Raw genomic sequence first — 22,029 nt, forward strand, 5'->3', positions numbered from 1 at the left:
CCTTCTGCTGTAGGACTTAAAGGGAAATCAGGCGTTGAGCAGTGCGTCGAGCTTGCCGGCCCGCTCCAGGGCAAACAGATCGTCGCAACCGCCCACATGGGTCTCACCGATCCATATCTGCGGCACCGAAGTGCGGCCGGCCTTGCGCGTCATTTCGGCGCGCACGTCCGGCTTGCCGTCGACACGGATCTCGTCGAACGACACGCTTTTGCTGTTCAACAGCTGCTTGGCACGGATGCAGTAGGGGCACCAGTCGCTGGAGTAGATGACGACCTTGGCCATGTCACTTCACCACGGGCAGGTTGTCGCCACGCCAGGTAGCGATGCCGCCGCCCAGACGCGCGGCGGTGAAACCGGCCTTCTGCAGTTCGCGGGCGGCGGTGCCGGCCTGCTGACCCAGGGCGTCGACGACGATGATGGTCTTGGCCTTGTGCTTCTCGAGTTCGGCCAGGCGCGAGGCCAGCTTGTCGTTGGGGATGTTCAGGGCACCGACGATATGGCCGGTGTCGAAATCCTTCTTGCTGCGAATGTCGACCACCACGCCTTCGTCGCGATTGATCAGCGCCGTCACCTCACGGCTGCTCAGGCTTTTGCCGCCCTTGCTCAGTTCGGTGAAGATCAGCAGCGAAAGAATGATGACGAACAGGCCGCTGAGGATGAAGTGGTTGGTGGCGAATTCAATGAGGTTGGCAAGCATCACGCGGTTCCGGGACGGTAAAATGCCGGCCAGTATACACAGCCCGGTGAGTCCACCAAAGGCCGCACGGCGGTGACGGGATCTTTTCGGGGTCGTAGAATGTCAGACCGATTTCAGTGGGTCGCCTCCCGGGGCGACCGCCTCCGGACCGCCGCGGGCGAGCATGCGCCCGACGCCGGCCTTCATTGCGTCCCCCAGCAGAGCGAGCCCCGTATGAGCGCAGCGCCCAAACCCCTGGTTCTGGTCATTCTCGACGGCTTCGGCCACAGCGATACTCCCGAGCACAACGCCATTTTCGCCGCCAACACGCCGGTCTACGACCGCCTGCGTGCCACCCAGCCCCACGGGCTGATTTCCGGCAGTGGCATGGACGTCGGCCTGCCGGACGGGCAGATGGGCAACTCCGAGGTCGGCCACATGAACCTGGGTGCCGGCCGCGTGGTGTACCAGGACTTCACCCGGGTGACCAAGGCGATCCGCGACGGCGAGTTCTTCGAGAACCCGGCGATCACTGGCGCTGTGGATAAAGCGGTCGGCGCCGGCAAGGCCGTGCACATCCTCGGCCTGCTGTCCGACGGCGGCGTGCACAGCCACCAGGACCACCTGGTGGCCATGGCCGAACTGGCGGCGCGCCGCGGTGCCGAGAAGATCTACCTGCACGCCTTTCTCGATGGCCGCGACACCGCGCCGAAAAGCGCCCAGAGCTCCATCGAACTGCTCGACGCCACCTTCGCCAGGCTCGGCAAGGGCCGCATCGCCTCGCTGATCGGCCGTTACTTCGCCATGGACCGTGACAACCGCTGGGACCGCGTGGCCCAGGCCTACAACCTGATCGCCGACGGCCAGAGCCAGTACCAGGCCGACACCGCCCTGGCCGGCCTGCAAGCCGCCTATGCTCGCGAGGAAAGCGACGAGTTCGTGAAAGCCACCCGCATCGGCGAACCGGTACGGGTCGAGGACGGCGACGCCGTGGTGTTCATGAACTTCCGCGCCGACCGTGCCCGCGAACTGACCCGCGCCTTCGTCGAGCCGGGCTTCGATGCCTTCGAACGCGCCCGCGTACCGCAGACCGCCGGCTTCATCATGCTCACCCAGTACGCGGCGAGCATCGACACGCCCAGCGCCTTCAAGCCCGAGCCGCTGGTCAACGTGTTCGGCGAGTACCTGGCCAACAACGGCAAGACCCAGCTGCGCATCGCCGAGACCGAGAAATACGCCCATGTCACCTTCTTCTTCTCCGGCGGCCGTGAAGAGCCGTTCCCGGGCGAAGAGCGCATCCTGATCCCCTCGCCGAACGTCGCCACCTACGACCTGCAGCCCCAGATGAACGCGCCCGAGGTGACCGACAAGATCGTCGACGCCATCGAGAACCAGCGCTTCGATGTGATCGTGGTCAACTACGCCAACGGCGACATGGTCGGCCACACCGGCGTGTTCGAGGCCGCCGTCGCGGCGGTGGAATGCCTGGACACCTGCATGGGCCGCATCGTCGAGGCGCTGGACAAGGTCGGTGGCGAAGCGCTGATCACCGCCGACCATGGCAACGTCGAGCAGATGCAGGACGAATGCACCGGCCAGGCGCACACCGCGCACACCTGCGAGCCGGTCCCCTTCATCTACGTCGGCAAGCGCCAGGTGAGCATCCGCGAGGGCGGCGTGCTGGCCGACGTGGCGCCCACCCTGCTGACCCTGATGGGCCTGCCGATTCCAGAGGAAATGACCGGCACCAGCATCGTCACGCTCGGCTGAGCCCCAGGCGCGACCCGACCGGGTGCACGGGGCGGCACAACCGCGCTGCCCCACCGGTCGTGCGCCGGCCACCTCGGGTCGCCATTCGCGATCAGAACGTTTTTTTTACCCGGAACCAAGGGCATACTAAGCCGGTTCCCCGCCAGGTACCGCCTGCACCATGCTCCGTGTCCTCACCTTTATCCTCATGACCAGCCTGCTGGCACCGGCTTTCGCCGATCAGAAAGCCGACACGCAAAAGCAGCTGGATGCGGCACGCGCCGACGTCGCCGAATTGAAGAAACTGCTGGAGCAACTGCAGCAGGAAAAGTCCGGCGTGCAGAAACAGCTCAAGACCACCGAAACCGAGATGGGCGAGCTGGAGAACCAGGTCAAGGGCCTGCGCGAAGAGCTGCAGGAAAGCGAAGAAGAGCTCAAGCGCCTCGATCAGGAGAAAAAAAAACTCCAGGGCGCGCGCCTTGAACAGCAACGGCTGATCGGCATCCAGGCCCGCGCGGCCTATCAAGGCGGGCGTCAGGAGTACATCAAGCTGCTGCTCAACCAGCAGAACCCGGAAAAATTCTCCCGCACCCTGACCTACTACGATTACCTCGCCGAAGCACGCATGGCCCAACTGACGGCCTTCAACGAGACGCTGCGCCAACTGGCCAACGTCGAGCAGGACATCAGCCATCACCAGCAGCAGCTGCAGGCCCAGAAGGGCGAGCTGGACAGCCGCAGCGCCCAGCTCGCCGAGGTGCGCAAGGAGCGTCAGCAGGCGCTGGCCAAGCTGAACAAGGACTACGCCGCCCGCGATCAGCGCCTCAAGGCCCGCGAGCAGGAGCAGGCCGAACTCGGCCGCGTGCTCAAGACCATCGAGCAGACCCTCGCCCGCCAGGCCCGTGAAGCCGAGGCGCAGCGCCAGCGCGAACTGGCCGCGGCGCGCGAGAAGCCCAGCGCACCGGCAGCCACCGGCAAGCGCACCGAAAGCGGTCCACTGGTCAGCTCCGGCGCCACCTACGGCGGCCCGTTCGCCAACGCCAAGGGCAAGCTGCCCTGGCCCGTCAACGGCCGCCTCGTTGCAAGATATGGAACCCCACGGGGCGAAGACGCTCGGACTAAGTGGGATGGCGTACTGATAGGCGCCACCGCCGGCAGCCAGGTACGCGCCGTGCATGGCGGTCGCGTGGTGTTCGCAGACTGGTTGCGCGGTTCCGGGCTTCTGGTCATTCTCGACCATGGCAACGGTTACCTGACCCTGTACGGGCACAACCAGAGCCTGCTCAAGGACGCCGGAGACATCGTCAAGGCCGGGGACCCCATCGCCACCGTCGGTACCAGCGGCGGCCAGGAAACCCCAGCACTGTATTTCGCGATTCGCCAGCAGGGCCGCGCCAGCGATCCGGCCCAATGGTGTCGGGCGCAAGGATAAGCGCCATCTCATTGTCGTAGGAGTTAGTTCGAATGCCGCATCTGTCTCGCCTCACCTCCCTGGCCCTGGCGATTGCCCTGCTCGGTGGCGCACCTGTGCTGCATGCCGACCAGGCTCCGATCACCCCGCCGCCGGCCGCCGACCAGAATGCAGCCCCGCTGCCCCTGGACGAGCTGCGCACCTTCGCCGAGGTGATGGATCGCATCAAGGCCGCCTACGTCGAGCCGGTCACCGACAAGGAACTGCTGGAGAACGCCATCAAGGGTATGCTCAGCAACCTCGACCCGCATTCGGCCTACCTCGACCCGAAAGCCTTCGCCGAACTGCAGGAAAGCACCAGCGGTGAATTCGGCGGCCTGGGTATCGAAGTGGGCACCGAAGACGGCTTCATCAAGGTGGTCTCGCCGATCGATGACACGCCGGCCTCCAAGGCCGGCATCCACCCCGGCGACCTGATCGTCAAGATCGACGGCAAACCCACCAAGGGCCAGTCGATGATGGAAGCCGTGGAGAAGATGCGCGGCAAGGCCGGCAGCAAGATCGTCCTGACCCTGGTGCGCGAAGGCGGCAAGCCGTTCGACGTCGAGCTGACCCGTGCGGTGATCAAGGTCACCAGCGTGCGCAGCCAGATGATCGACCCGGGCTATGGCTACATCCGCGTCACCCAGTTCCAGGTCAACACTGGCGAGGAAGTCGGCAAGGCCCTGAACAAGCTGCGCAAGGAAAACGGCAAGAAGCTCAGCGGCCTGGTGCTCGACCTGCGCAACAACCCGGGCGGCGTGCTGCAGTCGGCCGTGGAAGTGGCCGACCACTTCCTCAAGAAGGGCCTGATCGTCTACACCAAGGGCCGCATTCCCAACTCGGAGCTGCGCTTCTCCGCCGACCCGCTGGACGCCAGCGAAGGCGTGCCGCTGGTGGTACTGATCAACGGCGGCAGCGCCTCGGCCTCGGAGATCGTCGCCGGCGCCCTGCAGGATCACAAGCGTGGCATCGTCATGGGCACCGACAGCTTCGGCAAGGGCTCGGTACAGACCGTGCTGCCGCTGAACAACGACCGCGCCCTGAAGATCACCACGGCCCTGTACTTCACGCCCAACGGCCGCTCCATCCAGGCCCAGGGCATCGTCCCGGACGTGGAGGTGGCACGCGCCAAGCTGACACGCGAGAGCGACGATCCAACCCTCAAGGAAGCCGATCTGCAAGGCCACCTGGGCAATGGCAACGGCGGCGCTGATCGCCCGAGCCAGGGCGCGCCCGGCAAGCCGGCACGCCCGCAGGACGACGACTACCAGCTGAGCCAGGCGCTGAACCTGCTCAAGGGCCTGAACGTCACGCGCGCCGACTGAACGTCGGCCGTCACCGAAAAGCCCCGGCGCAGGCAACTGCACCGGGGCTTTTTATTGCCTGAATGGCTGTCACCCTCGCGGCAAGGCCGGCCGCATTCGCGCCGAGGTCGGCGCTCCCACACGGTCGGTGAACTGCACGAGATCGCGTAGGAGCCGCGACCCGCGGCGAATAGTGGCGGCAACGCCGATAGCACGCTAACGCCGCAATCGTTCGCGCCGAGGTCGGCGCTCCTACACGGTCGGTGAACCACACGGGATCGCGTAGGAGCCCCGACTCACGGCAAATAGTTCGCGGCAACGCCGATAGCACGCTAACGCCGCAAATCGTTCGCGCCGAGGTCGGCGCTCCTACACAGTCGGTGAACCACACGGGATCGCGTAGGAGCCGCGACCCGCGGCGAATAGTCCGCGGCAACGCCGATAGCACGCCAACACCGCAATCGTTCGCGCCGGGGTCGGCGCTCCTACACGGTCGGTGAACCACACGGGATCGCGCAGGAGCCGCGACCCGCGGCAAATAGTTCGCGGCAACGCCGATAGCACGCCAACGCCGCAATCGTTCGCGCCGGGGTCGGCGCTCCTACACGGTCGGTGAACCACACGGGATCGCGTAGGAGCCGCGACCCGCGGCGAATGGTGGCCGCAACGCCGATAGCACGCTAACGCCGCAATCGTTGGCGCCGGGGTCGGCGCTCCTACACGGTCGGTGAGCCACACAGGATCGCGTAGGAGCCGCGACCCGCGGCGAATGGTGGCCGCAGCGCCGAGGGCGTGGTAAGACCACGATCGTTCGCGCCGAGGTCGGCGCTCCTTCACGGTCGGTGAGCCACACAGGATCGCGTAGGAGCCGCGACCCGCGGCGAATGGTGGCCGCAGCGCCGAGGGCGTGGTAAGACCACGATCGTTCGCGCCGAGGTCGGCGCTCCTACACGGTCAGTGAACCACACGGGATCGCGTAGGAGCCGCGACCCGCGGCGAATGGTGGCCGCAGCGCCGAGGGCGTGGTAAGACCACGATCGTTCGCGCCGAGGTCGGCGCTCCTTCACGGTCGGTGAGCCACACAGGATCGCGTAGGAGCCGCGACCCGCGGCGAATGGTGGCCGCAGCGCCGAGGGCGTGGTAAGACCACGATCGTTCGCGCCGAGGTCGGCGCTCCTACACGGTCGGTGAACTGCGCGGGATCACGGCGAATAGGCAACCGTCACAAGTAATTGTTGGTCATCTCGTCGATGAAGCCGTCATTACGCATCTCGTCGAGCGCCTTCTGCAGGCGCTGCACCACTTCGTCCGGGGTGTCCTTGTTGAGCGCCAGGTAGAGCTCCGCCTCGTTGAAACGCAGTACGGTATTGAGCCCCGTGACGCCCTCCTGCTTGGCCAGGTAACGGCCGACCGGATCGGTGGTCGCCCACAGGTCGATCTTGCCGCTGGTGAGCTTCTTGACGTTCTCCTGGTCACGCAGCGCGTTGACCGGTGCCAGGCCCTGGCTTTCCAGGTGCTGGCTCACCGCGTCGTTCTTGTAGGCGCCGATGGTGTATTGACCGGCCTCCTTGAGGCTCTTCACGGTCACCTCGTTGCCCGGCGCCGAGAGCAGCACCCAACCGGTCTTGGCCAGCGGACCGACCCACTTGAACAGCGGCTGGCGCTCGGGGGTGAAGGTGGTGGAGAACAGCCCGTAGTTGGGCTTGTCGAGGGTCAGCTTGTAGAGGCGATCCCAGGGGAAGCGCAGGGTCAGGCTGTACTTGATGTCGGCACGCTTGAACATCTCGCGGACGATCTCGGCATTGATGCCATCGATGCCGTCGTCACGGGCGAAGTTCTTGTCGTCCACCGCCATGTTGAATGGCGGGAAGTTCTCGGTCAGCAGTACCACCTTGTAATCGGCGGGCAGCTCGGCCCTGGCCGTGCAAGCGATCAAGGTCAGCCCGAGTAGTGCAATGGTCTTCAAACTGCTCAACATCTGTCGTCCCCGCCACGTGGTTATGATTATGCTTGGCGGCCTCCTGCCGAACTTCGCACCACCACCGTCCTGGCGGTGGCTGCCTTACGCACCGAATGCGCGGCAGCATGAACGCCGAATCATCGCCACGCCCGCGCCCCTCAGCGACTTGGCGTGCCCTTCGAACGCTCAGGGCTAAAGATAGCTGTTGAGAATGCTGTCGACGATCCCCTCAGCGCGCATCTTGTCCAGTTCCGATTGCAGCTTCTGTACCACCTCGTCCGGCACCTCCCTGTTGAGGGCCAGATACAGCTGCGCGCTGTTGAACCGCAACACGGTCTTCAGCCCGCTGACGCCTTCCTGGCGCGCCAGGTAGCGGCCTGCCGGGTCACCGGTGGCCCACAGGTCGATCTGCCCGGCCATCAGCTTCTTGGCATTCTCCTGGTCGCGCAGCGAAGTCACCGGCTGCAGGCCCTCCTTCTCGAGGTGCTCGGCGATGGCGTCGCCCTTGTAGGCGCCAATACGGTACTGTCTGGCCTGCTGCAGGTTGTTCACCACCAGCTTGCTGTCGCCGCGCGCCAGCAGCACCCAGTCGTCCGGGCCGATGGGGCCGACCCACTTGAACAGCGTCTCGCGCTCGGGCAGCCGCGCGGTCACGAACACGCCGTAGCCGGGCTTCTCGAGGGCGAGCTTGTAGATGCGATCCCAGGGAAAGCGCAGGGTCAGGCTGTACGTGATCCCGGCGCGCTTGAACATTTCACGCACCACGTCGACGGCGATGCCATCAACGTTGTCTTCCTGGGCGAAGTTCTTGCCGTTGATCGCCATGTTGTACGGCGGGAAGTTTTCCGTCAGCAACACCACGTTGTAGTTCGGGTCGATTTCGGCGCGTGCCGCCGATGCCATCAAGAGCAGGGCACTTGCCGCTGCCAACCACAGACGTTTGCACATGTACTGGACTACCTGTCATTCAAAGCGTTGACGGGCGGCCGGAAAGGTAGCGCCCGGCGTGACCGGGCGGCTGGGCAGAAGTGGCGAGCTAGACGCTCTTGCTTGACCCGATCCTTGTCACACGGATGCTAGCTTAGCGCCATTAGCGGGCATCCAAAAGGGCAATTGCACCAACTTGGGGGGGCAACGCCCGCACCAGCCTCTCAGCGCATGACGATTCCGCGGCTGGCCATATAGGCCTTGGCCTCGGGCACGGTGTACTCGCCGAAGTGGAAGATGCTCGCCGCCAGCACCGCGGCAGCCTTGCCTTCGAGGATGCCATCGGCCAGGTGCTGCAGGTTGCCGACGCCGCCGGAAGCGATCACCGGGATGCCCACCGCCTCGCTGATGGCGCGGGTCACGCCCAGGTCGTAGCCACTCTTCACACCGTCCTGATCCATGCTGGTGAGCAGGATCTCGCCGGCACCCAGCCCTTCCATCTTCATCGCCCACTGCACGGCATCCAGGCCGGTCGGCTTGCGGCCACCGTGGGTGAAGATTTCCCAGCGCGGTGCTTCGCCCGGGCCGGACACCTGCTTGGCGTCGATGGCCACCACGATGCACTGCGAGCCGAAGCGCGAGGCCGCCTCGCCGACGAACTCGGGGGTGAACACCGCGGCGGTGTTGATTGACACCTTGTCGGCACCGGCGTTGAGCAGGTTGCGGATGTCCGTCACGCTGCGCACGCCGCCGCCCACGGTCAGCGGGATGAACACCTGGCTGGCCATGCGCTCGACGGTGTGCAGCGTGGTATCGCGGCCATCGACGCTGGCGGTGATGTCCAGGAAGGTGATCTCGTCGGCCCCCTGTTCGTCGTAACGACGGGCGATTTCCACCGGGTCGCCGGCATCGCGGATGTTCTCGAACTTGACGCCCTTGACCACGCGGCCGTTGTCCACGTCCAGGCAGGGGATGATGCGTTTGGCCAATGCCATGCTGAAACCCTCTCTAACCGGCTGCGCCGCACATCCGCGGCGTTGCGTCTGAAGCGGCTCGCGCGCTTGGCGAGGACTTCAGAGCGTGCTTAATTCTTGAAGTGGTCGCAGAACGCCTGCGCCTCGGCCACGTCCAGGGTGCCTTCGTAGATCGCGCGGCCGGTGATGGCGCCGACGATGCCCGGCGAACGGGCCAGCAGCAGCTTCTCGATATCGCCCAGGTTGTGGATGCCGCCGGAAGCGATCACCGGGATGCGGCTGGCCGCGGCCAGGGCGGCGGTGGCTTCGACGTTGCAGCCCTGCATCATGCCGTCCTTGGCGATGTCGGTGTAGACGATCGCCGAGACGCCATCGGCCTCGAAACGTTTGGCCAGGTCGGTGGCCTGCACGCTGCTGACTTCAGCCCAGCCGTCGGTGGCGACGAAGCCGTCCTTGGCGTCCAGGCCGACGATGACCTTGCCCGGGAAGGCCTTGCAGGCATCGGTGACGAACTGCGGATCCTTCACCGCCTTGGTGCCGATGATCACGTAGCTGACGCCGGCCTTGACGTAGTGTTCGATGGTCTCCAGCGAGCGGATGCCGCCGCCGATCTGGATCGGCAGGTTCGGGTAGCGCCTGGCGATGGCGGTGACCACCTCGCCATTGACCGGCTGGCCTTCGAAGGCGCCATTGAGGTCGACCAGGTGCAGACGGCGGCAGCCGCCCTCGACCCACTTGGCGGCCATGCTCACCGGGTCATCGGAGAACACCGTGGAATCTTCCATGCGGCCCTGGCGCAGACGCACGCAGGCGCCGTCCTTGAGGTCGATAGCGGGAATAATCAGCATCTGCAGCACCTTGTCTAGTTCAGCCGGCGTGCGCCGGGATCAATCTTTCTCGAGCGCCCACAGATCGACTTCGAGGCTTTCGAAGCGCTCGCGCAGCAAACTGTGTGCATCGGTGATCGCTCGGTTGTAGTAGTGCGGGGCGATATCGCGGCCGAACAGTTCGAGCAGCTCCAGCACCTCGAAAGAGCCCAGTTCCAACTCGAAACGCTCGCCTAGAAAGCGCTGCAGCTTGTGCACCGCATCGCTTTCCTGCTCGGGCGTGAGCGTCAGGATCGGGCTCTTGAGCCGGGCCATCTACCAGCGGCCATCCCAGGCGGCGAAGTTCTGCAGCAGCTGCAGGCCGTGGGTGTGGCTCTTCTCCGGGTGGAACTGCACGGCGAACCGCGGGCCGTCGGCCAGGGCCGCGGCGAAGTCCTTGCCATAATGGCCACGGCCGACCACCTGTTGCGCCTTGGCCGCCTCGATGTAGTAACTGTGCACGAAGTAGAAACGCGCCTGCTCGGGGATGTTGTGCCACAGCGGATGCTTGACCGCCTGGCTCACCTCGTTCCAGCCCATATGGGGGACTTTCAGCGGCTCGCCGTCCTCGACCATGTCCTTGCCGAAGAAGCGCACCTGGCCGGGGAACAGGCCGATGCAGTCGACCCCGTCGTTCTCCTCGCTGCGCTCGAGCAATGCCTGCATGCCCACGCAGATACCGAGAAACGGGCGATCCTGGCTGACTTCGCGTACCAGATCGTCGAAACCCAGGCGGCGGATCTCGGCCATGCAGTCGCGGATCGCGCCGACGCCGGGAAACACCACGCGATCGGCCTCGCGGATCACCTGGGCATCGCTGGTAACCAGCACGCGACCAGCGCCCACGTGCTCGAGGGCCTTGGACACCGAATGCAGGTTGCCCATGCCGTAGTCGATGACGGCTACCGTCTGCATCAGAGCACGCCCTTGGTCGACGGCATCTGCCCGGCCATGCGCGGGTCGAGTTCGACCGCCATGCGCAGGGCGCGACCGAAGGCCTTGAACACGGTCTCGATCTGGTGGTGGGTGTTCACCCCACGCAGGTTGTCGATATGCAGGCTGACCTGGGCGTGGTTGACGAAGCCCTGGAAGAATTCCTGGAACAGGTCGACGTCGAAGCCGCCAACCACCGCACGGGTGAAGGGTACGTGCATCTGCAGGCCGGGGCGACCGGAGAAATCGATCACCACGCGCGACAGCGCTTCGTCCAGCGGCACGTAGGAGTGGCCGTAACGGGTCATGCCCTTCTTGTCGCCGACGGCCTTGGCGAAGGCCTGGCCGAGAGTGATGCCGACGTCTTCGACGGTGTGGTGATCGTCGATGTGCAGGTCGCCCTTGCAGTAGATGTCCAGGTCGATCAGGCCGTGGCGGGCGATCTGCTCGAGCATGTGCTCGAAGAACGGTACGCCGGTATCGAAGCCGGCCTTGCCGCTGCCATCCAGATTGATCGAGACCTTGATCTGGGTCTCCAGGGTATTGCGCTCGACGGATGCCGTACGTTCGGCCATCACCTGCTCCACAAAATCGTTGGGCGAAAGGGCGAACATTATAGGCTGATAAGCGGCAAAGCTATAAAGCCGTCCGGCAAAAATGCCGCGAAGGCACGAGCTGCACTAAAACGCGGCAAGACGCTCGCCCCTGCGCCGCCGAATCGCAGGCATAAAAAATCCCGCTGACGCAGGGCGTCAGCGGGATCTTAATGTGACTCACGATATCGCGAGCTAGAGCCCTGCAAGGCAAAAACAGGCGAGGAAGCGGAATGTACTTTTGTACATGAGCATTCCGAGCCTGTTTTTAACGCCGCAGGGCCGACGCGCAGCAGATCGTGTTTACTGGAACAGTACGGCAGTCTTCTGCAGAGTGATCCAGACACCCCAGGCCAGCGGCAGACCCACGGCCAGCCAGGCAGCGATCACCAGCGGCTTGCTCGACGGATCGGCAGCCCACTCCAGTTCGGTAGCGGACGGCTTGGATTTCTCGCCATGGGCGCGCTCAGCGGCCAGTTCAGCTTCGGTCATGAAGTACTTGGGATCCACAGGGCGGACCAGCAGGTTGCAGATGAAGCCCAGCACCAGCAGGCCAGCGAGGATGTACAGGGTGATGTCATAGGCGGCAGCGCGCTCGACGCCGATGCTCAACTGATACTCACGCAGGTAGTTGACCAGCACCGGGCCCAGCACGCCGGCGAAGGCCCAGGCGGTCAGCAGGCGACCGTGGATCGCACCGACCATCTGGGTGCCGAACAGGTCGGCCAGGTAAGCCGGAACGGTCGCGAAACCGCCGCCGTACATGGACAGGATCAGGCAGAAGGCGAACACGAACAGCGCGATGCTGCCCAGGTGACCGGTCCACGGAACCAGCGCGTACAGGGTGAAGCCCAGCGCGAAGAACACGAAGTAGGTCGCCTTGCGGCCGATCAGGTCGGAGAACGATGCCCAGAAAAAGCGGCCACCGATGTTGAACAGGCTCAGCAGGCCGGTGAAGCCGGCGGCAATGGCGGCGATCTGGCCCAGCTGTGCAGCATTCAGTTCACTGAATGGCACGTTCAGGCCGATCAGCTTGCCACCGAAGACTTCCTGCAGCATGGGCGAGGCCATGCCGATGATGCCGATACCAGCCGATACGTTCAGGCACAGTACCGCCCAGACCAGCCAGAATTGCGGGGTTTTCCACGCGGTGTTCACGTGGACGTGGCCCTTGGTGATCATCGCGTTGTTGGCCTTGGCAGCCGGAGCGACCCAGCCAGCAGGCTTCCAGCCGGTTGGCGGGACGCGGTAGGCCAGTGCGCCACCGACCATAAAGATGAAGTAGATCACCGCCATGACCACGAAGCTCTGCCATACGCCGACGCTGGTTTCACTGGCGAAATGGCCCATCAGCGCTGCCGCCAGGGGAGCACCGACCATCGCGCCGCCACCGAAGCCCATGATGGCCATACCGGTCGCCATGCCGCGCTTGTCCGGGAACCACTTGATCAGCGTCGATACCGGGGAGATGTAGCCCAGGCCCAGACCGATACCACCGATCACACCGGAGCCGACCCACATCAGCCAGATCTGGTGGGTATAGATACCCAGCGCGGAGATCAGCAGACCACCACACCAGCACACCGCCGAAACCAGGCCAGCCTTACGCGGGCCTGCGTGTTCCAGCCAGCCACCCCATACGGCAGCCGCGCAACCCAGGAACACGAAGAACAGGGTGTAGATCCAGCCCAGCATGGAGATCTGCCAGTCGCAGTTGCTGGCGAAGATCTGCTCGAAGAAACCGATGTCCGGTGCACACGCCACTGGCGCGGTGATACCGATGGCCTTGGACAGCGGCAGCCAGAATACGGAGAACCCGTAGGCCATGCCGATGCACAGGTGGATGGCGAGAGCAGCTGGCGGAACCAGCCAGCGGTTGAAACCGGGCTTGGCGATGATGCGTTCCTTGGACAGGAAAGCAGGCGTCGCCGAAGCACCGTTTTGCACGGTGGCGTCAGTCATGTTTTCTTCTCTGATTAGGTTGGCAAACAGGTAATTACTGGCGAAACCTCGGTGGAGGCGTCGCCAAACAACGAGTAAGTACGGGGAGAATCCATTCGCTCTAGCTGGTCGCTAGCTCCCCCGTGGCATTGTGTCACATCGCCATGGCTGCTTTGCAACTATCCAAACGATACTTTGCGGGCCTACGGCACCTTTCTCGGCATTGATTGGGTCTTTTATCGACGGCCGGTAGAAAAATTGGCGCCAAAATACACACCCATCAATAACTCGCTGCGGCGCAACAGTACCGAGCGCGGGTGACAGTTCGATTGCGAAAGGCAGGCACGGCGAAATCGGCACTTGCGCTGCAGCACAGCCAGGCCTCTGCTTCGCACCCGCCTCATTGCCCTGCCGCTGCGTGAGCGCCGCCAGGCGCGCGCAAGGGCAACGCTGCACGATTCGCTGCCGTAAATCTCGACGACTGATGGTCTACCAGCACGGCTACCGCGGCTCGGCACCTCGGCCAATGGCCGTCTGACCGACCACCGGCATCTGCCACCGCCCTTAACCCTGGGTGCGCCATGGGCGTTATACTCGCGGATTCAAATTCTCGTCACTGCATAGGACTCGTCCATGAAAGCGCTCGGCAAAATCCTGGGTCTGTTCTTCCTCGGACTGCTGCTGATCATCGTGGCGTTGGGCTTTGCCCTGACTCACCTGTTCGACCCCAACGATTACAAGGACGAAATCCGCCAGCTGGCGCGGGACAAGGCCAACCTCGAGCTGACCCTCAACGGTGATATCGGCTGGAGCCTGTTCCCCTGGCTGGGCCTGGAGCTGACCGACGCCACGCTGGCCAGCGCCAGCACGCCGGACAAGCCGTTCGCCAACCTGCGCCTGCTCGGCCTGTCGGTGCGCGTGCTGCCGCTGCTGCGCAAGGAAGTGCAGATGAGCGACATCCGCGTCGACGGTCTGAACCTCGACCTGCAGCGCGACGAGAACGGCCATGGCAACTGGGAAGACGTCGGCCGCCCGGCCGCCAAGCCAGGCGAAACGCCAGCCGAGCAGACTGCCGGCAGTGATGCGCCGTCGTCGCCAAACGAGCCGGTTCAGGAAAGCGGCGGCCAGCCGATCAAGCTGGATATCGACAGCCTGATCGTCAACGGTGCCCGGGTGGACTACCGCGACGCCCAGAAGGGCCAGCAATTCAGCGCCGAGAGCATCCAGCTCACCACGGGTGCGATCCGCGAAGGTGCCGGCGTGCCGATCAAGCTCAGTGCGTTCTTTGGCAGCAACCAGCCGGTGATGCGTGCGCGCACCGAACTGCAGGGCGAGCTGCGCTTCGACCGTGCCCTCAAGCGCTACCAGCTCGAAGACGCGCGCCTGTCCGGCGAGGCGTCCGGCGAGCCGTTCAATGGCCAAACGCTCACCTACGCCGCCCAGGGCCAGCTGCTGGTCGACCTGGCGGCCCAGGTCGCCGAATGGAATGGTCTCAAGCTGTCCGCCAACCAGCTGCGCGCCCTCGGTGAAGTGAAGGTGCGTGACCTGCAGAGCGAGCCCAAGCTGTCCGGTGGCCTGTCCGTGGCGCCGGTCAACCTGCGCGAGTTCCTCGCCAGCCTTGGCCAGAAGCTGCCGCCGATGAGCGACGAGAAAACTCTGGCGCAATTCGAGCTGGTCACCCAGCTGGGCGGTACCGCCAACAGCCTGTCGCTGGACGAATTGACCCTCAAGCTCGACGACAGCACCTTCACCGGCAGGCTTGCCGTGGCCGATTTCGCCAAGCAGGCGCTGCGTGTGCAGCTCAAGGGCGACAAGCTCGACCTCGACCGCTACCTGCCGCCCGCGAGCAAGGACAAGAAGGACGCCGACTCGGCGCGCAAGGCCGAGGTGCGTGAAACCGTCGCCAACGCTGGTCAGGCCGGCACCACGCCGGTGCCCAACGCACCGACCCAGCAAGCCTGGAGTTCCAGCGAGGTGCTGCCGATTCCGGCCCTGCGCAAACTCGACATGCAGGCCAACCTGGCCCTCGGCCAGCTGACCCTGCAAAAGCAGGCGTTCAGTGACGTCAGCCTCAAGGCTCGCAGCCAGGGCGGCGCGCTGAACCTGGAAGAGCTGCGCGGCAAACTCGGCAACGGCAGCTTCGCCATCAAGGCCGATGCCGACGTGCGCCCTGCCGTGCCGGTACTCAGCCTGCACACTCAACTGAGCGGCATACCGGTGGAGCCCTTCCTCAAGGACGAACAGCGCCCATCGCCCCTCAAGGGCCTGCTCGACCTGACCAGCGAACTGACCACCAGCGGTAACAGCCAGAAGGCCTGGATCGATGCCCTCAACGGCACGGCCAGCTTCATGCTCAAGGATGGCGTGCTGGTCGACGCCAACCTGGAGCAGCAACTGTGCCGCGGCATCTCCACCCTCAACCGCAAGCAGCTGAGTGGCGAACCACGCAGCAAGGACACCCCTTTCGAGCGCCTGCAGGGCAGCCTGAGCATCCGCAACGGCGTGGCCAACAACCCTGACCTGCAGGCCCGCATCCCTGGCCTGAGCGTGGCCGGCAACGGTGACGTCGACCTGCGCGTGCTGGGCCTGGACTACCGCGTCGGCATCACCATCGAGGGCGACCAGCGCGAAATGCCGGACCCGGCCTGCGAGGTCAACCGCCGCTACGTCGGCATCGCCTGGCCGCTGCACTGCCGCGGCCCGCTGGAATTGGGCGCCAAGGCCTGCCGCCTGGATCAGGAAGGCATGGGCAAGGTGGCCGCCAAGCTGGCCGGCGATCGCATCAACGAGAAGCTCGAAGAGAAGCTCGGCGACAAGGTCAGCCCGGAACTCAAAGACGCACTCAAGGGCCTGTTCAACCGATGAGCCCCGAGCAATTCTCCAGCGCCGTGCTGCGCTGGTACGACGTGCACGGCCGCAAGGACCTGCCCTGGCAGCAGAACATCACGCCCTACCGGGTATGGGTCTCGGAGATCATGCTGCAGCAGACCCAGGTCAGCACCGTGCTCGGCTACTTCGACCGTTTCATGACGGCGCTGCCGACCGTGCGCGACCTGGCCGAAGCGCCGGAAGACGAAGTGCTGCACCTGTGGACCGGCCTGGGCTACTACACCCGCGCCCGCAACCTGCAGAAGACCGCACGGATCATCATGGCCGAGCACGGCGGCGAATTCCCGCGCAGCGTCGAAGCCCTCACCGAACTGCCCGGTATCGGCCGTTCCACCGCCGGCGCCATCGCCAGCCTGAGCATGGGCCTGCGCGCGCCGATTCTCGACGGCAACGTCAAACGCGTACTGGCCCGTTTCGTGGCCCAGGAAGGCTATCCGGGCGAGCCCAAGGTGGCCAGGCAGCTGTGGGCGGTGGCCGAGCGTTTTCTGCCCGAGGAGCGCGTCAATCATTACACCCAGGCGATGATGGACCTGGGCGCCACGCTCTGTACGCGCAGCAAGCCCACCTGCCTGCTGTGTCCGGTGCAGAGCGGCTGCGAGGCACACCTGCTCGGCCTGGAGATTCGCTATCCGGTCGCCAAGCCGCGCAAGGAACTGCCCCAGAAGCGCACCCTGATGCCGATGCTGGTCAGCCGCGACGGCGCCGTGCTGCTCTACCGGCGGCCTTCCAGCGGCCTCTGGGGCGGCCTGTGGAGCCTGCCGGAACTCGATGACCTCGAAGCACTGCAAACACTCGCCGACCAGCACCAACTGCGCCTCGGCGAACACCGCCAACTCGACGGTTTAACTCACACTTTCAGCCACTTCCAGCTAGCCATCGATCCCTGGCTGGTCGAGGCCGACGGCGTGCCCGGCTACGTGGCCGAGGCCGACTGGCTCTGGTATAACCTCGCCACCCCGCCGCGCCTGGGCCTCGCCGCCCCGGTCAAGAAGCTGCTCAAACGCGCGGCCGACGCACTGCATACAGGAGAAATGGCATGACCCGTACCGTGATGTGCCGCAAGCACAAACAAGAACTCCCCGGTCTCGACCGCGCGCCCTACCCCGGCGCCAAGGGCGAGGACATCTTCCAGAACGTCTCCAAGCAGGCCTGGGACGAATGGCAGAAGCACCAGACCCTGCTGATCAACGAGCGTCGCCTGAACATGATGAACGCCGAAGACCGCAAATTCCTGCAGGCCGAGATGGACAAGTTCCTCTCCGGCGAGGATTACGCCAAGGCCGACGGCTACGTGCCGCCCAGCGAATAAGCGGCCTGAAACGTAAGCGCCCGGAATATTTAAATATTTTCCAAAAAAAGTTTGACACCCCAAGGCTAAAACCGTTTAATACGCGCCGTTGCCCAGGTAGCTCAGTCGGTAGAGCAGGGGATTGAAAATCCCCGTGTCGGCGGTTCGATTCCGTCCCTGGGCACCACCTTCTACTCAGGTGGTGCATGCACCATCCGAGAATTAGAGAACCGGCCTAGCGCCGGTTTTTTATTGTCTGGAATTTATTCCCCTCCCCTGGCACCCACCCTTGGAGCCGCACCCATGAGCATCCGCCTGATCGGGTCGCTGCTGCTCCTGCTGATGCTGCCGGCACCGGGCGATGCCGCCAACACGCCCTGCTCGGGCAGCAAGGGCGGTATCGCCCGCTGCGATGGCCCGCTGTTTCTCTGTAACGATGGCTCGATCAGCGGCAGCCAGCGAGACTGCAGCGCCGGGTACCGCGGCGCAGGCAGCCCGGCACCGCGAGCCACCGGCGACATCGCCAGCGACTGTCCCTGTGGCAGTGGCACGCTCTGTACCGGCCCGCGAGGCGGCCAGTACTGCATGACCGGCAGCGGCACCAAGAGCTACAGGCGTAAATAACAGGCCAGGGCCGCCTGGCGGATACGCTGAACGCTCCCCCTCCCCCGTGCTCCACATGGCATTGCCCACACGGATAACCGCGGGCCTCACGCAGCCGGAGCCAGCCATGCACGTCGATATCGCCCTGAATGCCGCCAACGATCCGCAGCAGCCGCCTGCCGAGCCCCACGAGACGCCGATCAATGATCCGGGCAACGAGGACCCCGGCTCCATCGTCGACGACCCGGACAGCCCGTTCAGCCCACAGCGGCCAATCGAAGAACCGGGAAAACCTGCGCCGGAGAAGCGCTGAATTGGCGAGTTCGCGGGCATGGCCCGCTCCCACTGCCCCGTAGCCAGGGTTGAGCGGAGCGATACCCGGGTTCGCATTGCGTATGGGGGGCGCTCGTGTGGTCGTTGGGCTGCTTGAGGGATTACGGCGCTTGAAGCTGTGCGCCGGCCGCCAGGCCAGATAGCGTCTTTACCCATCTACGTGCTGAACGAGCCAATTCGCGGGCATGGACTAGGTGTCCCCGCCCGCTCCCACAGAATGTCTGCGATGCCAATAGCTGTTTCAGGTTGTGGTCGTGTCGCCCGGGGGGGGGGGAGCGCAGGAATGGCTGGGGTTTGCATTCCATGGGCCAAGGTAAGGGTGTTCGCTGGGTGCTGGGAAGATATGCGCCGGACGTCAGAGTGGGGTAGCGCCTTCACCCACCCTACAGCCTATCCGTCCAGCCCGAGCCCCCTGTGGGAGCGGGCCATGCCCGCGAAATTCTTGGGTTTGACTCGACGTCCCGGCCCGCCCCTCATCGGGTAAGCGAGACCGGCTGCATCCCCCTCTCCTCAATCGAGCAGATGGGCGATCTGCGTGCTCAGGGTTTCCAGCGTGAAGGGCTTGCTCAGCAACGGCGCACAGTCCAGCAGGGCGCTGCCGGTCTCGCGCACTTCGGCGGGGTGGCCGCTGATGAAGATCACCTTGAGGTCCGGGCGCAATAGCAAGGCCGGCTCGGCGATGCGCACGCCGGAAACGCCGCCGGGCAGGCGGAAGTCGGTGATCAACAGGTCCAGGTGCGGCTTGGTGGCGAGGATGGCGAAGGCATCGGTGGCGCAGTCGGCCTGCAGCACGTGGTAGCCCTCGCCCTGCAGGTATTCGGCCAGCAGCATGAGCAGCAGCGGATCGTCCTCGACGATCAGTACGGTTCGTGTCACATCGTTCATTGCCCTGCTCCTGCCTATTTCCGCTCCTTCGCTTCGACCCTTGCGGCGTGGTGAGTTCAACCTATCTCTGCGCGCTTGCCGCGGGGCAGCCAGACGCTGAACAGCGAGCCCTGCCCCAGGCTGCTCTGCACCTCGATACGCCCGCCATGGGCCTTGACGATCTGGTCGGAGATGAACAGCCCCAAACCCAGGCCGGCCACCGACTCGCTGCCCACCGCCCGTTCGAACTGCTGGAAGATGCGGTGCTGGTTTTCCAGGGAAATGCCGATGCCATGGTCGCGCACCTCGACGCGTACACCGCCCTCGTCGGAGCGGGCACGCACTTCGATGGGGCGCCCGGCGCCATAGCGCAGGGCGTTGCTGAGCAGGTTGCTGATCACCTGCTCGATGCGGAACTGGTCCCAACTGCCGTGCAGCACCTCGTTGCTGTCCAGCTGCAGATCGCAGCCGGCCACGGCCATCTGCTGGGCGAAGTTCTCGGCGACGTTGCGCACCGTCTGCGCCAGGTCGAACTCCACCGGGCGGATCGACAACTTGCCGGTGCGGATGCGCGAGACGTCGAGCATGTCCTCGATCAGGCGGATCAGGCTGTGGATCTGCCGTTCGTCGCGGTCGAACATGGCGCCGAGCTTGTCTTCGCTGAACGCGGTGAGATTGCCCTTGGCCAGGTGCATCTTGCGCAGCTGGGTGTCGAGGATCAGCCCGTTGAGCGGCGTGCGCAGCTCGTGGGAGACGATGGACATGAAGTCGTCGCGCATGCGCACCGCATGCTGCAGCTCGCCCTGGGTCGAACGCAGCTCGGCGAGCAGCGCGTCCTGTTCCTGGCGCGCGCGCTCCAGGGCTTCGAGCTGCTGGGCCATGACCTTGCGCTGGCGATACAGGTCGACGAACACCGCCACCTTGCTCTGCACCGCCTGGATATCCAGCGGCTTGTAGAGAAAGTCCACGGCGCCGCTCTCGTAGCCCTTGAACGCATAGTTCATCTCACGGCCGGCGGCGCTGACGAAGACGATGGGGATGTGCTTGGTCTTCTCCGTGCCACGCATCAGCTCGGCCAGCTCGAAGCCGTTCATGCCGGGCATCTGCACGTCGAGAATGGCCAGGGCGAACTCGTGCTCGAGCAGCAGCACCAGCGCGTCATCGGCGCACTGCGCCTTGAACACCTCGCGATCATCGCGGCGGATCAATGCCTCCAGCGCCAGCAGGTTCTCCGGCAGGTCATCGACGATCAACAGTTTGCATCCGGTGCTACTCAACATGGGCGTGAGTCCAGTTCGGCTAGCAATGCGAGAATGCCCCGCAAAGAAAGAAGGTAATCGGGGTGGTGCAGCGCCAGGGCCGCTTCGGGCATGGTCGCAACCTTTGCCTCCTGCGGATCCTGTACCACGGTCACTCCGCCCCGCTGTTTTATTGTGTACAAGCCGGCGGCGCCATCCTGGTTGGCGCCGGTCAGCAAGATGCCCATCAACCGGCTGCCGTAGACGTCGGCCGCCGACTCGAACAGGTAGTCGATCGAGGGCCGGGAAAAATGCAGCGGCTCCTCACGACTATAGGAAAAGCTGCGATCGGCCTCGATGCACAGGTGATAGCCAGGCGCCGCGAAGTACAGCGTGCCCGCCTGCAACGCCTCCTTGTCCTGGGCTTCCTTGACCCGCAGGGCCAGGCGCCGGGCGAACAGGTCCGGCAACAGACTCTCGCGACCGTCGGGCAGATGCAGCACCACCACCAGCGGTAAACCGTAGTCGGCCGGCAAGCCGGCGAACAGGCTCAGCAAGGCTTCCACGCCACCGGCCGAGGCGCCGACCACCACCGCCTCGAGCTTGCGAAGGGGGACGCTCATAACTTGCGAAACACCCGTTCCTGCCGGTTCAGCGCCTCGAAACGCCCGGCGTAGGCCGAGAAATCGAGGCTTTCCTTGCTGCCCAGCCCCAGGAAGGCGCGGTGGCCGAGGGACTCGTGGAACAACCCGAGGGCGCGGTCCTGCAGGGTCTTGTTGAAGTAGATCAGCACATTGCGACAGGAGATGAACTGGGTTTCCGAGAACACGCTGTCGGTGGCCAGGCTGTGATCGGCGAAGGTCACGTTGGCGCACAGGAAGCGCTCGAACAGCGCGCCGTCGTAGGCGGCCGTGTAGTAGTCGGAGAGCGAGCTCTTGCCGCCGGCGCGCTGATAGTTCTCGCTGTACAGGCGCATGTTGTCGATGGGAAAGATGCCGCGCTTGGCCTTGTCCAGCGAGTGCGGGTTGATATCGGTGGCATAGATGATCGAGCGCTCCAGCAGGCCCTCCTCGTGCAGCAGGATGGCCAGCGAATACACCTCTTCACCGGTGCTGCAGCCGGCCACCCAGAGCTTGAGCGACGGGTAGGTGCGCAGGAACGGCACCACCTCCTGGCGCAGCGCCAGGAAGTAGCTCGGGTCACGGAACATCTCGCTGACCGGGATGGTGAGAAACTGCAGCAGCTGCATGAACGCCGCCGGGTCGTGGATGATCCGCGCCTGCAGCTCGGAGATGCTCGCGCAGTCGAACTGGCCCATGGCGTGCACGATCCGGCGCTTCAGCGAAGAGCCGGAGTAGTCGCGAAAATCGTAGCTGTACTGCAGGTAGATCGCCTCGATCAGCAGCCGCAGCTCGATATCCTGGGTACGGTCGGACAT

The 22,029-nt window shown here is 64.7% G+C and carries 22 protein-coding genes and 1 tRNA gene; 9 read left to right on the plus strand and 14 right to left on the minus strand.

Annotation, left to right across the window (positions count from 1 at the left end):
- Positions 1 to 27: 27 nt before the first annotated feature.
- Both grxC and K8U54_RS07015 read right to left on the minus strand, forming a co-directional pair.
- The gene (grxC, locus tag K8U54_RS07010; RefSeq protein WP_249909463.1) at positions 28 to 282 is read right to left on the minus strand and encodes a glutaredoxin 3; all 255 of its coding nucleotides are present in this window, start codon (positions 280 to 282) and stop codon (positions 28 to 30) included.
- 1 nt (position 283) lies between these two features.
- Positions 284 to 697: a rhodanese-like domain-containing protein gene (locus K8U54_RS07015; RefSeq protein WP_249909464.1), complete on the minus strand. Its 414-nt coding sequence runs from the start codon at positions 695 to 697 to the stop codon at positions 284 to 286.
- A 213-nt stretch (positions 698 to 910) separates the two neighbouring features.
- On the opposite strand from K8U54_RS07015, the gene gpmI reads away from it, so the two are divergent.
- The 3 genes from gpmI (at position 911) to K8U54_RS07030 (ending at position 5,203) form a co-directional block, all read left to right on the plus strand.
- Positions 911 to 2,446, plus strand: a complete 1,536-nt coding sequence (gpmI, locus tag K8U54_RS07020; protein WP_249909465.1) for a 2,3-bisphosphoglycerate-independent phosphoglycerate mutase — start codon at positions 911 to 913, stop codon at positions 2,444 to 2,446.
- A 160-nt stretch (positions 2,447 to 2,606) separates the two neighbouring features.
- Positions 2,607 to 3,857 (plus strand): murein hydrolase activator EnvC family protein, encoded by a 1,251-nt coding sequence (locus K8U54_RS07025; protein WP_249909466.1) that lies wholly within the window; start codon positions 2,607 to 2,609, stop codon positions 3,855 to 3,857.
- A 32-nt stretch (positions 3,858 to 3,889) separates the two neighbouring features.
- Complete coding sequence (locus K8U54_RS07030; protein ID WP_249909467.1) at positions 3,890 to 5,203, plus strand: S41 family peptidase; 1,314 nt, start codon at positions 3,890 to 3,892, stop codon at positions 5,201 to 5,203.
- A 1,201-nt stretch (positions 5,204 to 6,404) separates the two neighbouring features.
- Here K8U54_RS07030 and K8U54_RS07035 read toward each other — a convergent pair.
- From K8U54_RS07035 to K8U54_RS07070, 8 genes are all read right to left on the minus strand, one after another.
- Positions 6,405 to 7,160: a substrate-binding periplasmic protein gene (locus K8U54_RS07035; RefSeq protein WP_249909468.1), complete on the minus strand. Its 756-nt coding sequence runs from the start codon at positions 7,158 to 7,160 to the stop codon at positions 6,405 to 6,407.
- Positions 7,161 to 7,334: 174 nt separating this feature from the next.
- Entirely contained in the window at positions 7,335 to 8,090 is a 756-nt protein-coding gene (locus tag K8U54_RS07040) for a substrate-binding periplasmic protein (RefSeq protein WP_249909469.1), read from the minus strand.
- A 203-nt stretch (positions 8,091 to 8,293) separates the two neighbouring features.
- A complete protein-coding gene (gene hisF / locus K8U54_RS07045) occupies positions 8,294 to 9,064 on the minus strand; it encodes an imidazole glycerol phosphate synthase subunit HisF (RefSeq protein WP_249909470.1) in 771 nt (256 codons plus the stop codon).
- Between the two features lie 89 nt (positions 9,065 to 9,153).
- The gene (gene hisA, locus K8U54_RS07050; protein WP_249909471.1) at positions 9,154 to 9,891 is read right to left on the minus strand and encodes a 1-(5-phosphoribosyl)-5-[(5-phosphoribosylamino)methylideneamino]imidazole-4-carboxamide isomerase; all 738 of its coding nucleotides are present in this window, start codon (positions 9,889 to 9,891) and stop codon (positions 9,154 to 9,156) included.
- 39 nt (positions 9,892 to 9,930) lie between these two features.
- A complete protein-coding gene (locus tag K8U54_RS07055) occupies positions 9,931 to 10,185 on the minus strand; it encodes a DUF2164 domain-containing protein (RefSeq protein ID WP_249909472.1) in 255 nt (84 codons plus the stop codon).
- Positions 10,186 to 10,824, minus strand: a complete 639-nt coding sequence (gene hisH / locus K8U54_RS07060) for an imidazole glycerol phosphate synthase subunit HisH (protein WP_249909473.1) — start codon at positions 10,822 to 10,824, stop codon at positions 10,186 to 10,188.
- A complete protein-coding gene (gene hisB / locus K8U54_RS07065) occupies positions 10,824 to 11,417 on the minus strand; it encodes an imidazoleglycerol-phosphate dehydratase HisB (RefSeq protein ID WP_249909474.1) in 594 nt (197 codons plus the stop codon). The genes hisH and hisB overlap by 1 nt, the downstream gene beginning before the upstream one ends.
- A gap of 321 nt (positions 11,418 to 11,738) precedes the next feature.
- On the minus strand, positions 11,739 to 13,397 hold the full coding sequence (locus K8U54_RS07070) for an OFA family MFS transporter (RefSeq protein WP_249909475.1): 1,659 nt from the start codon (positions 13,395 to 13,397) through the stop codon (positions 11,739 to 11,741).
- A gap of 612 nt (positions 13,398 to 14,009) precedes the next feature.
- On the opposite strand from K8U54_RS07070, the gene K8U54_RS07075 reads away from it, so the two are divergent.
- From K8U54_RS07075 to K8U54_RS07100, 6 genes are all read left to right on the plus strand, one after another.
- Positions 14,010 to 16,241, plus strand: coding sequence for an AsmA family protein (locus K8U54_RS07075; RefSeq protein WP_249909476.1), 2,232 nt, complete (start codon positions 14,010 to 14,012; stop codon positions 16,239 to 16,241).
- Positions 16,238 to 17,305, plus strand: a complete 1,068-nt coding sequence (mutY, locus tag K8U54_RS07080) for an A/G-specific adenine glycosylase (protein WP_249909477.1) — start codon at positions 16,238 to 16,240, stop codon at positions 17,303 to 17,305. Before K8U54_RS07075 ends, mutY begins: the two co-directional genes overlap by 4 nt.
- The gene (locus K8U54_RS07085) at positions 17,302 to 17,574 is read left to right on the plus strand and encodes an oxidative damage protection protein (protein ID WP_249909478.1); all 273 of its coding nucleotides are present in this window, start codon (positions 17,302 to 17,304) and stop codon (positions 17,572 to 17,574) included. The genes mutY and K8U54_RS07085 overlap by 4 nt, the downstream gene beginning before the upstream one ends.
- Positions 17,575 to 17,664: 90 nt before the next feature.
- Positions 17,665 to 17,740 (plus strand) — tRNA-Phe (locus K8U54_RS07090).
- A gap of 116 nt (positions 17,741 to 17,856) precedes the next feature.
- Complete coding sequence (locus K8U54_RS07095; protein ID WP_249909479.1) at positions 17,857 to 18,177, plus strand: hypothetical protein; 321 nt, start codon at positions 17,857 to 17,859, stop codon at positions 18,175 to 18,177.
- Between the two features lie 106 nt (positions 18,178 to 18,283).
- A complete protein-coding gene (locus tag K8U54_RS07100) occupies positions 18,284 to 18,469 on the plus strand; it encodes a hypothetical protein (RefSeq protein ID WP_249909480.1) in 186 nt (61 codons plus the stop codon).
- Between the two features lie 530 nt (positions 18,470 to 18,999).
- On the opposite strand, the gene K8U54_RS07105 is transcribed toward K8U54_RS07100, so the two are convergent.
- Genes K8U54_RS07105 through K8U54_RS07120 form a run of 4 tightly spaced genes read right to left on the minus strand, consistent with a single transcriptional unit; the run spans position 19,000 to position 22,029 of the window.
- Entirely contained in the window at positions 19,000 to 19,374 is a 375-nt protein-coding gene (locus K8U54_RS07105; protein WP_249909481.1) for a response regulator, read from the minus strand.
- A gap of 56 nt (positions 19,375 to 19,430) precedes the next feature.
- Positions 19,431 to 20,633: a hybrid sensor histidine kinase/response regulator gene (locus K8U54_RS07110; protein WP_249909482.1), complete on the minus strand. Its 1,203-nt coding sequence runs from the start codon at positions 20,631 to 20,633 to the stop codon at positions 19,431 to 19,433.
- Positions 20,627 to 21,214: a chemotaxis protein CheB gene (locus K8U54_RS07115; RefSeq protein WP_249909483.1), complete on the minus strand. Its 588-nt coding sequence runs from the start codon at positions 21,212 to 21,214 to the stop codon at positions 20,627 to 20,629. Before K8U54_RS07115 ends, K8U54_RS07110 begins: the two co-directional genes overlap by 7 nt.
- The gene (locus K8U54_RS07120) at positions 21,211 to 22,029 is read right to left on the minus strand and encodes a CheR family methyltransferase (RefSeq protein ID WP_249909484.1); all 819 of its coding nucleotides are present in this window, start codon (positions 22,027 to 22,029) and stop codon (positions 21,211 to 21,213) included. The genes K8U54_RS07115 and K8U54_RS07120 overlap by 4 nt, the downstream gene beginning before the upstream one ends.

Origin of the sequence: Pseudomonas fulva (genome assembly GCF_023517795.1) — a bacterium.
GTDB lineage: Bacteria > Pseudomonadota > Gammaproteobacteria > Pseudomonadales > Pseudomonadaceae > Aquipseudomonas > Aquipseudomonas fulva_D.

Excerpts from the sequence above, each read along its gene's own strand:
- hisA (WP_249909471.1), bottom strand. The coding sequence starts at position 9,891 with ATGCTGATTATTCCCGCTATCGACCTCAAGGACGGCGCCTGCGTGCGT.
- K8U54_RS07110 (WP_249909482.1), bottom strand. The coding sequence starts at position 20,633 with ATGTTGAGTAGCACCGGATGCAAACTGTTGATCGTCGATGACCTGCCG.
- K8U54_RS07095 (WP_249909479.1), top strand. The coding sequence starts at position 17,857 with ATGAGCATCCGCCTGATCGGGTCGCTGCTGCTCCTGCTGATGCTGCCG.
- K8U54_RS07115 (WP_249909483.1), bottom strand. The coding sequence starts at position 21,214 with ATGAGCGTCCCCCTTCGCAAGCTCGAGGCGGTGGTGGTCGGCGCCTCG.
- K8U54_RS07085 (WP_249909478.1), top strand. The coding sequence starts at position 17,302 with ATGACCCGTACCGTGATGTGCCGCAAGCACAAACAAGAACTCCCCGGT.
- hisB (WP_249909474.1), bottom strand. The coding sequence starts at position 11,417 with ATGGCCGAACGTACGGCATCCGTCGAGCGCAATACCCTGGAGACCCAG.
- grxC (WP_249909463.1), bottom strand. The coding sequence starts at position 282 with ATGGCCAAGGTCGTCATCTACTCCAGCGACTGGTGCCCCTACTGCATC.
- K8U54_RS07070 (WP_249909475.1), bottom strand. The coding sequence starts at position 13,397 with ATGACTGACGCCACCGTGCAAAACGGTGCTTCGGCGACGCCTGCTTTC.
- mutY (WP_249909477.1), top strand. The coding sequence starts at position 16,238 with ATGAGCCCCGAGCAATTCTCCAGCGCCGTGCTGCGCTGGTACGACGTG.
- K8U54_RS07075 (WP_249909476.1), top strand. The coding sequence starts at position 14,010 with ATGAAAGCGCTCGGCAAAATCCTGGGTCTGTTCTTCCTCGGACTGCTG.
- K8U54_RS07055 (WP_249909472.1), bottom strand. The coding sequence starts at position 10,185 with ATGGCCCGGCTCAAGAGCCCGATCCTGACGCTCACGCCCGAGCAGGAA.
- hisH (WP_249909473.1), bottom strand. The coding sequence starts at position 10,824 with ATGCAGACGGTAGCCGTCATCGACTACGGCATGGGCAACCTGCATTCG.
- K8U54_RS07120 (WP_249909484.1), bottom strand. The coding sequence starts at position 22,029 with ATGTCCGACCGTACCCAGGATATCGAGCTGCGGCTGCTGATCGAGGCG.
- hisF (WP_249909470.1), bottom strand. The coding sequence starts at position 9,064 with ATGGCATTGGCCAAACGCATCATCCCCTGCCTGGACGTGGACAACGGC.
- gpmI (WP_249909465.1), top strand. The coding sequence starts at position 911 with ATGAGCGCAGCGCCCAAACCCCTGGTTCTGGTCATTCTCGACGGCTTC.
- K8U54_RS07035 (WP_249909468.1), bottom strand. The coding sequence starts at position 7,160 with ATGTTGAGCAGTTTGAAGACCATTGCACTACTCGGGCTGACCTTGATC.
- K8U54_RS07105 (WP_249909481.1), bottom strand. The coding sequence starts at position 19,374 with ATGAACGATGTGACACGAACCGTACTGATCGTCGAGGACGATCCGCTG.
- K8U54_RS07040 (WP_249909469.1), bottom strand. The coding sequence starts at position 8,090 with ATGTGCAAACGTCTGTGGTTGGCAGCGGCAAGTGCCCTGCTCTTGATG.
- K8U54_RS07030 (WP_249909467.1), top strand. The coding sequence starts at position 3,890 with ATGCCGCATCTGTCTCGCCTCACCTCCCTGGCCCTGGCGATTGCCCTG.
- K8U54_RS07025 (WP_249909466.1), top strand. The coding sequence starts at position 2,607 with ATGCTCCGTGTCCTCACCTTTATCCTCATGACCAGCCTGCTGGCACCG.
- K8U54_RS07015 (WP_249909464.1), bottom strand. The coding sequence starts at position 697 with ATGCTTGCCAACCTCATTGAATTCGCCACCAACCACTTCATCCTCAGC.
- K8U54_RS07100 (WP_249909480.1), top strand. The coding sequence starts at position 18,284 with ATGCACGTCGATATCGCCCTGAATGCCGCCAACGATCCGCAGCAGCCG.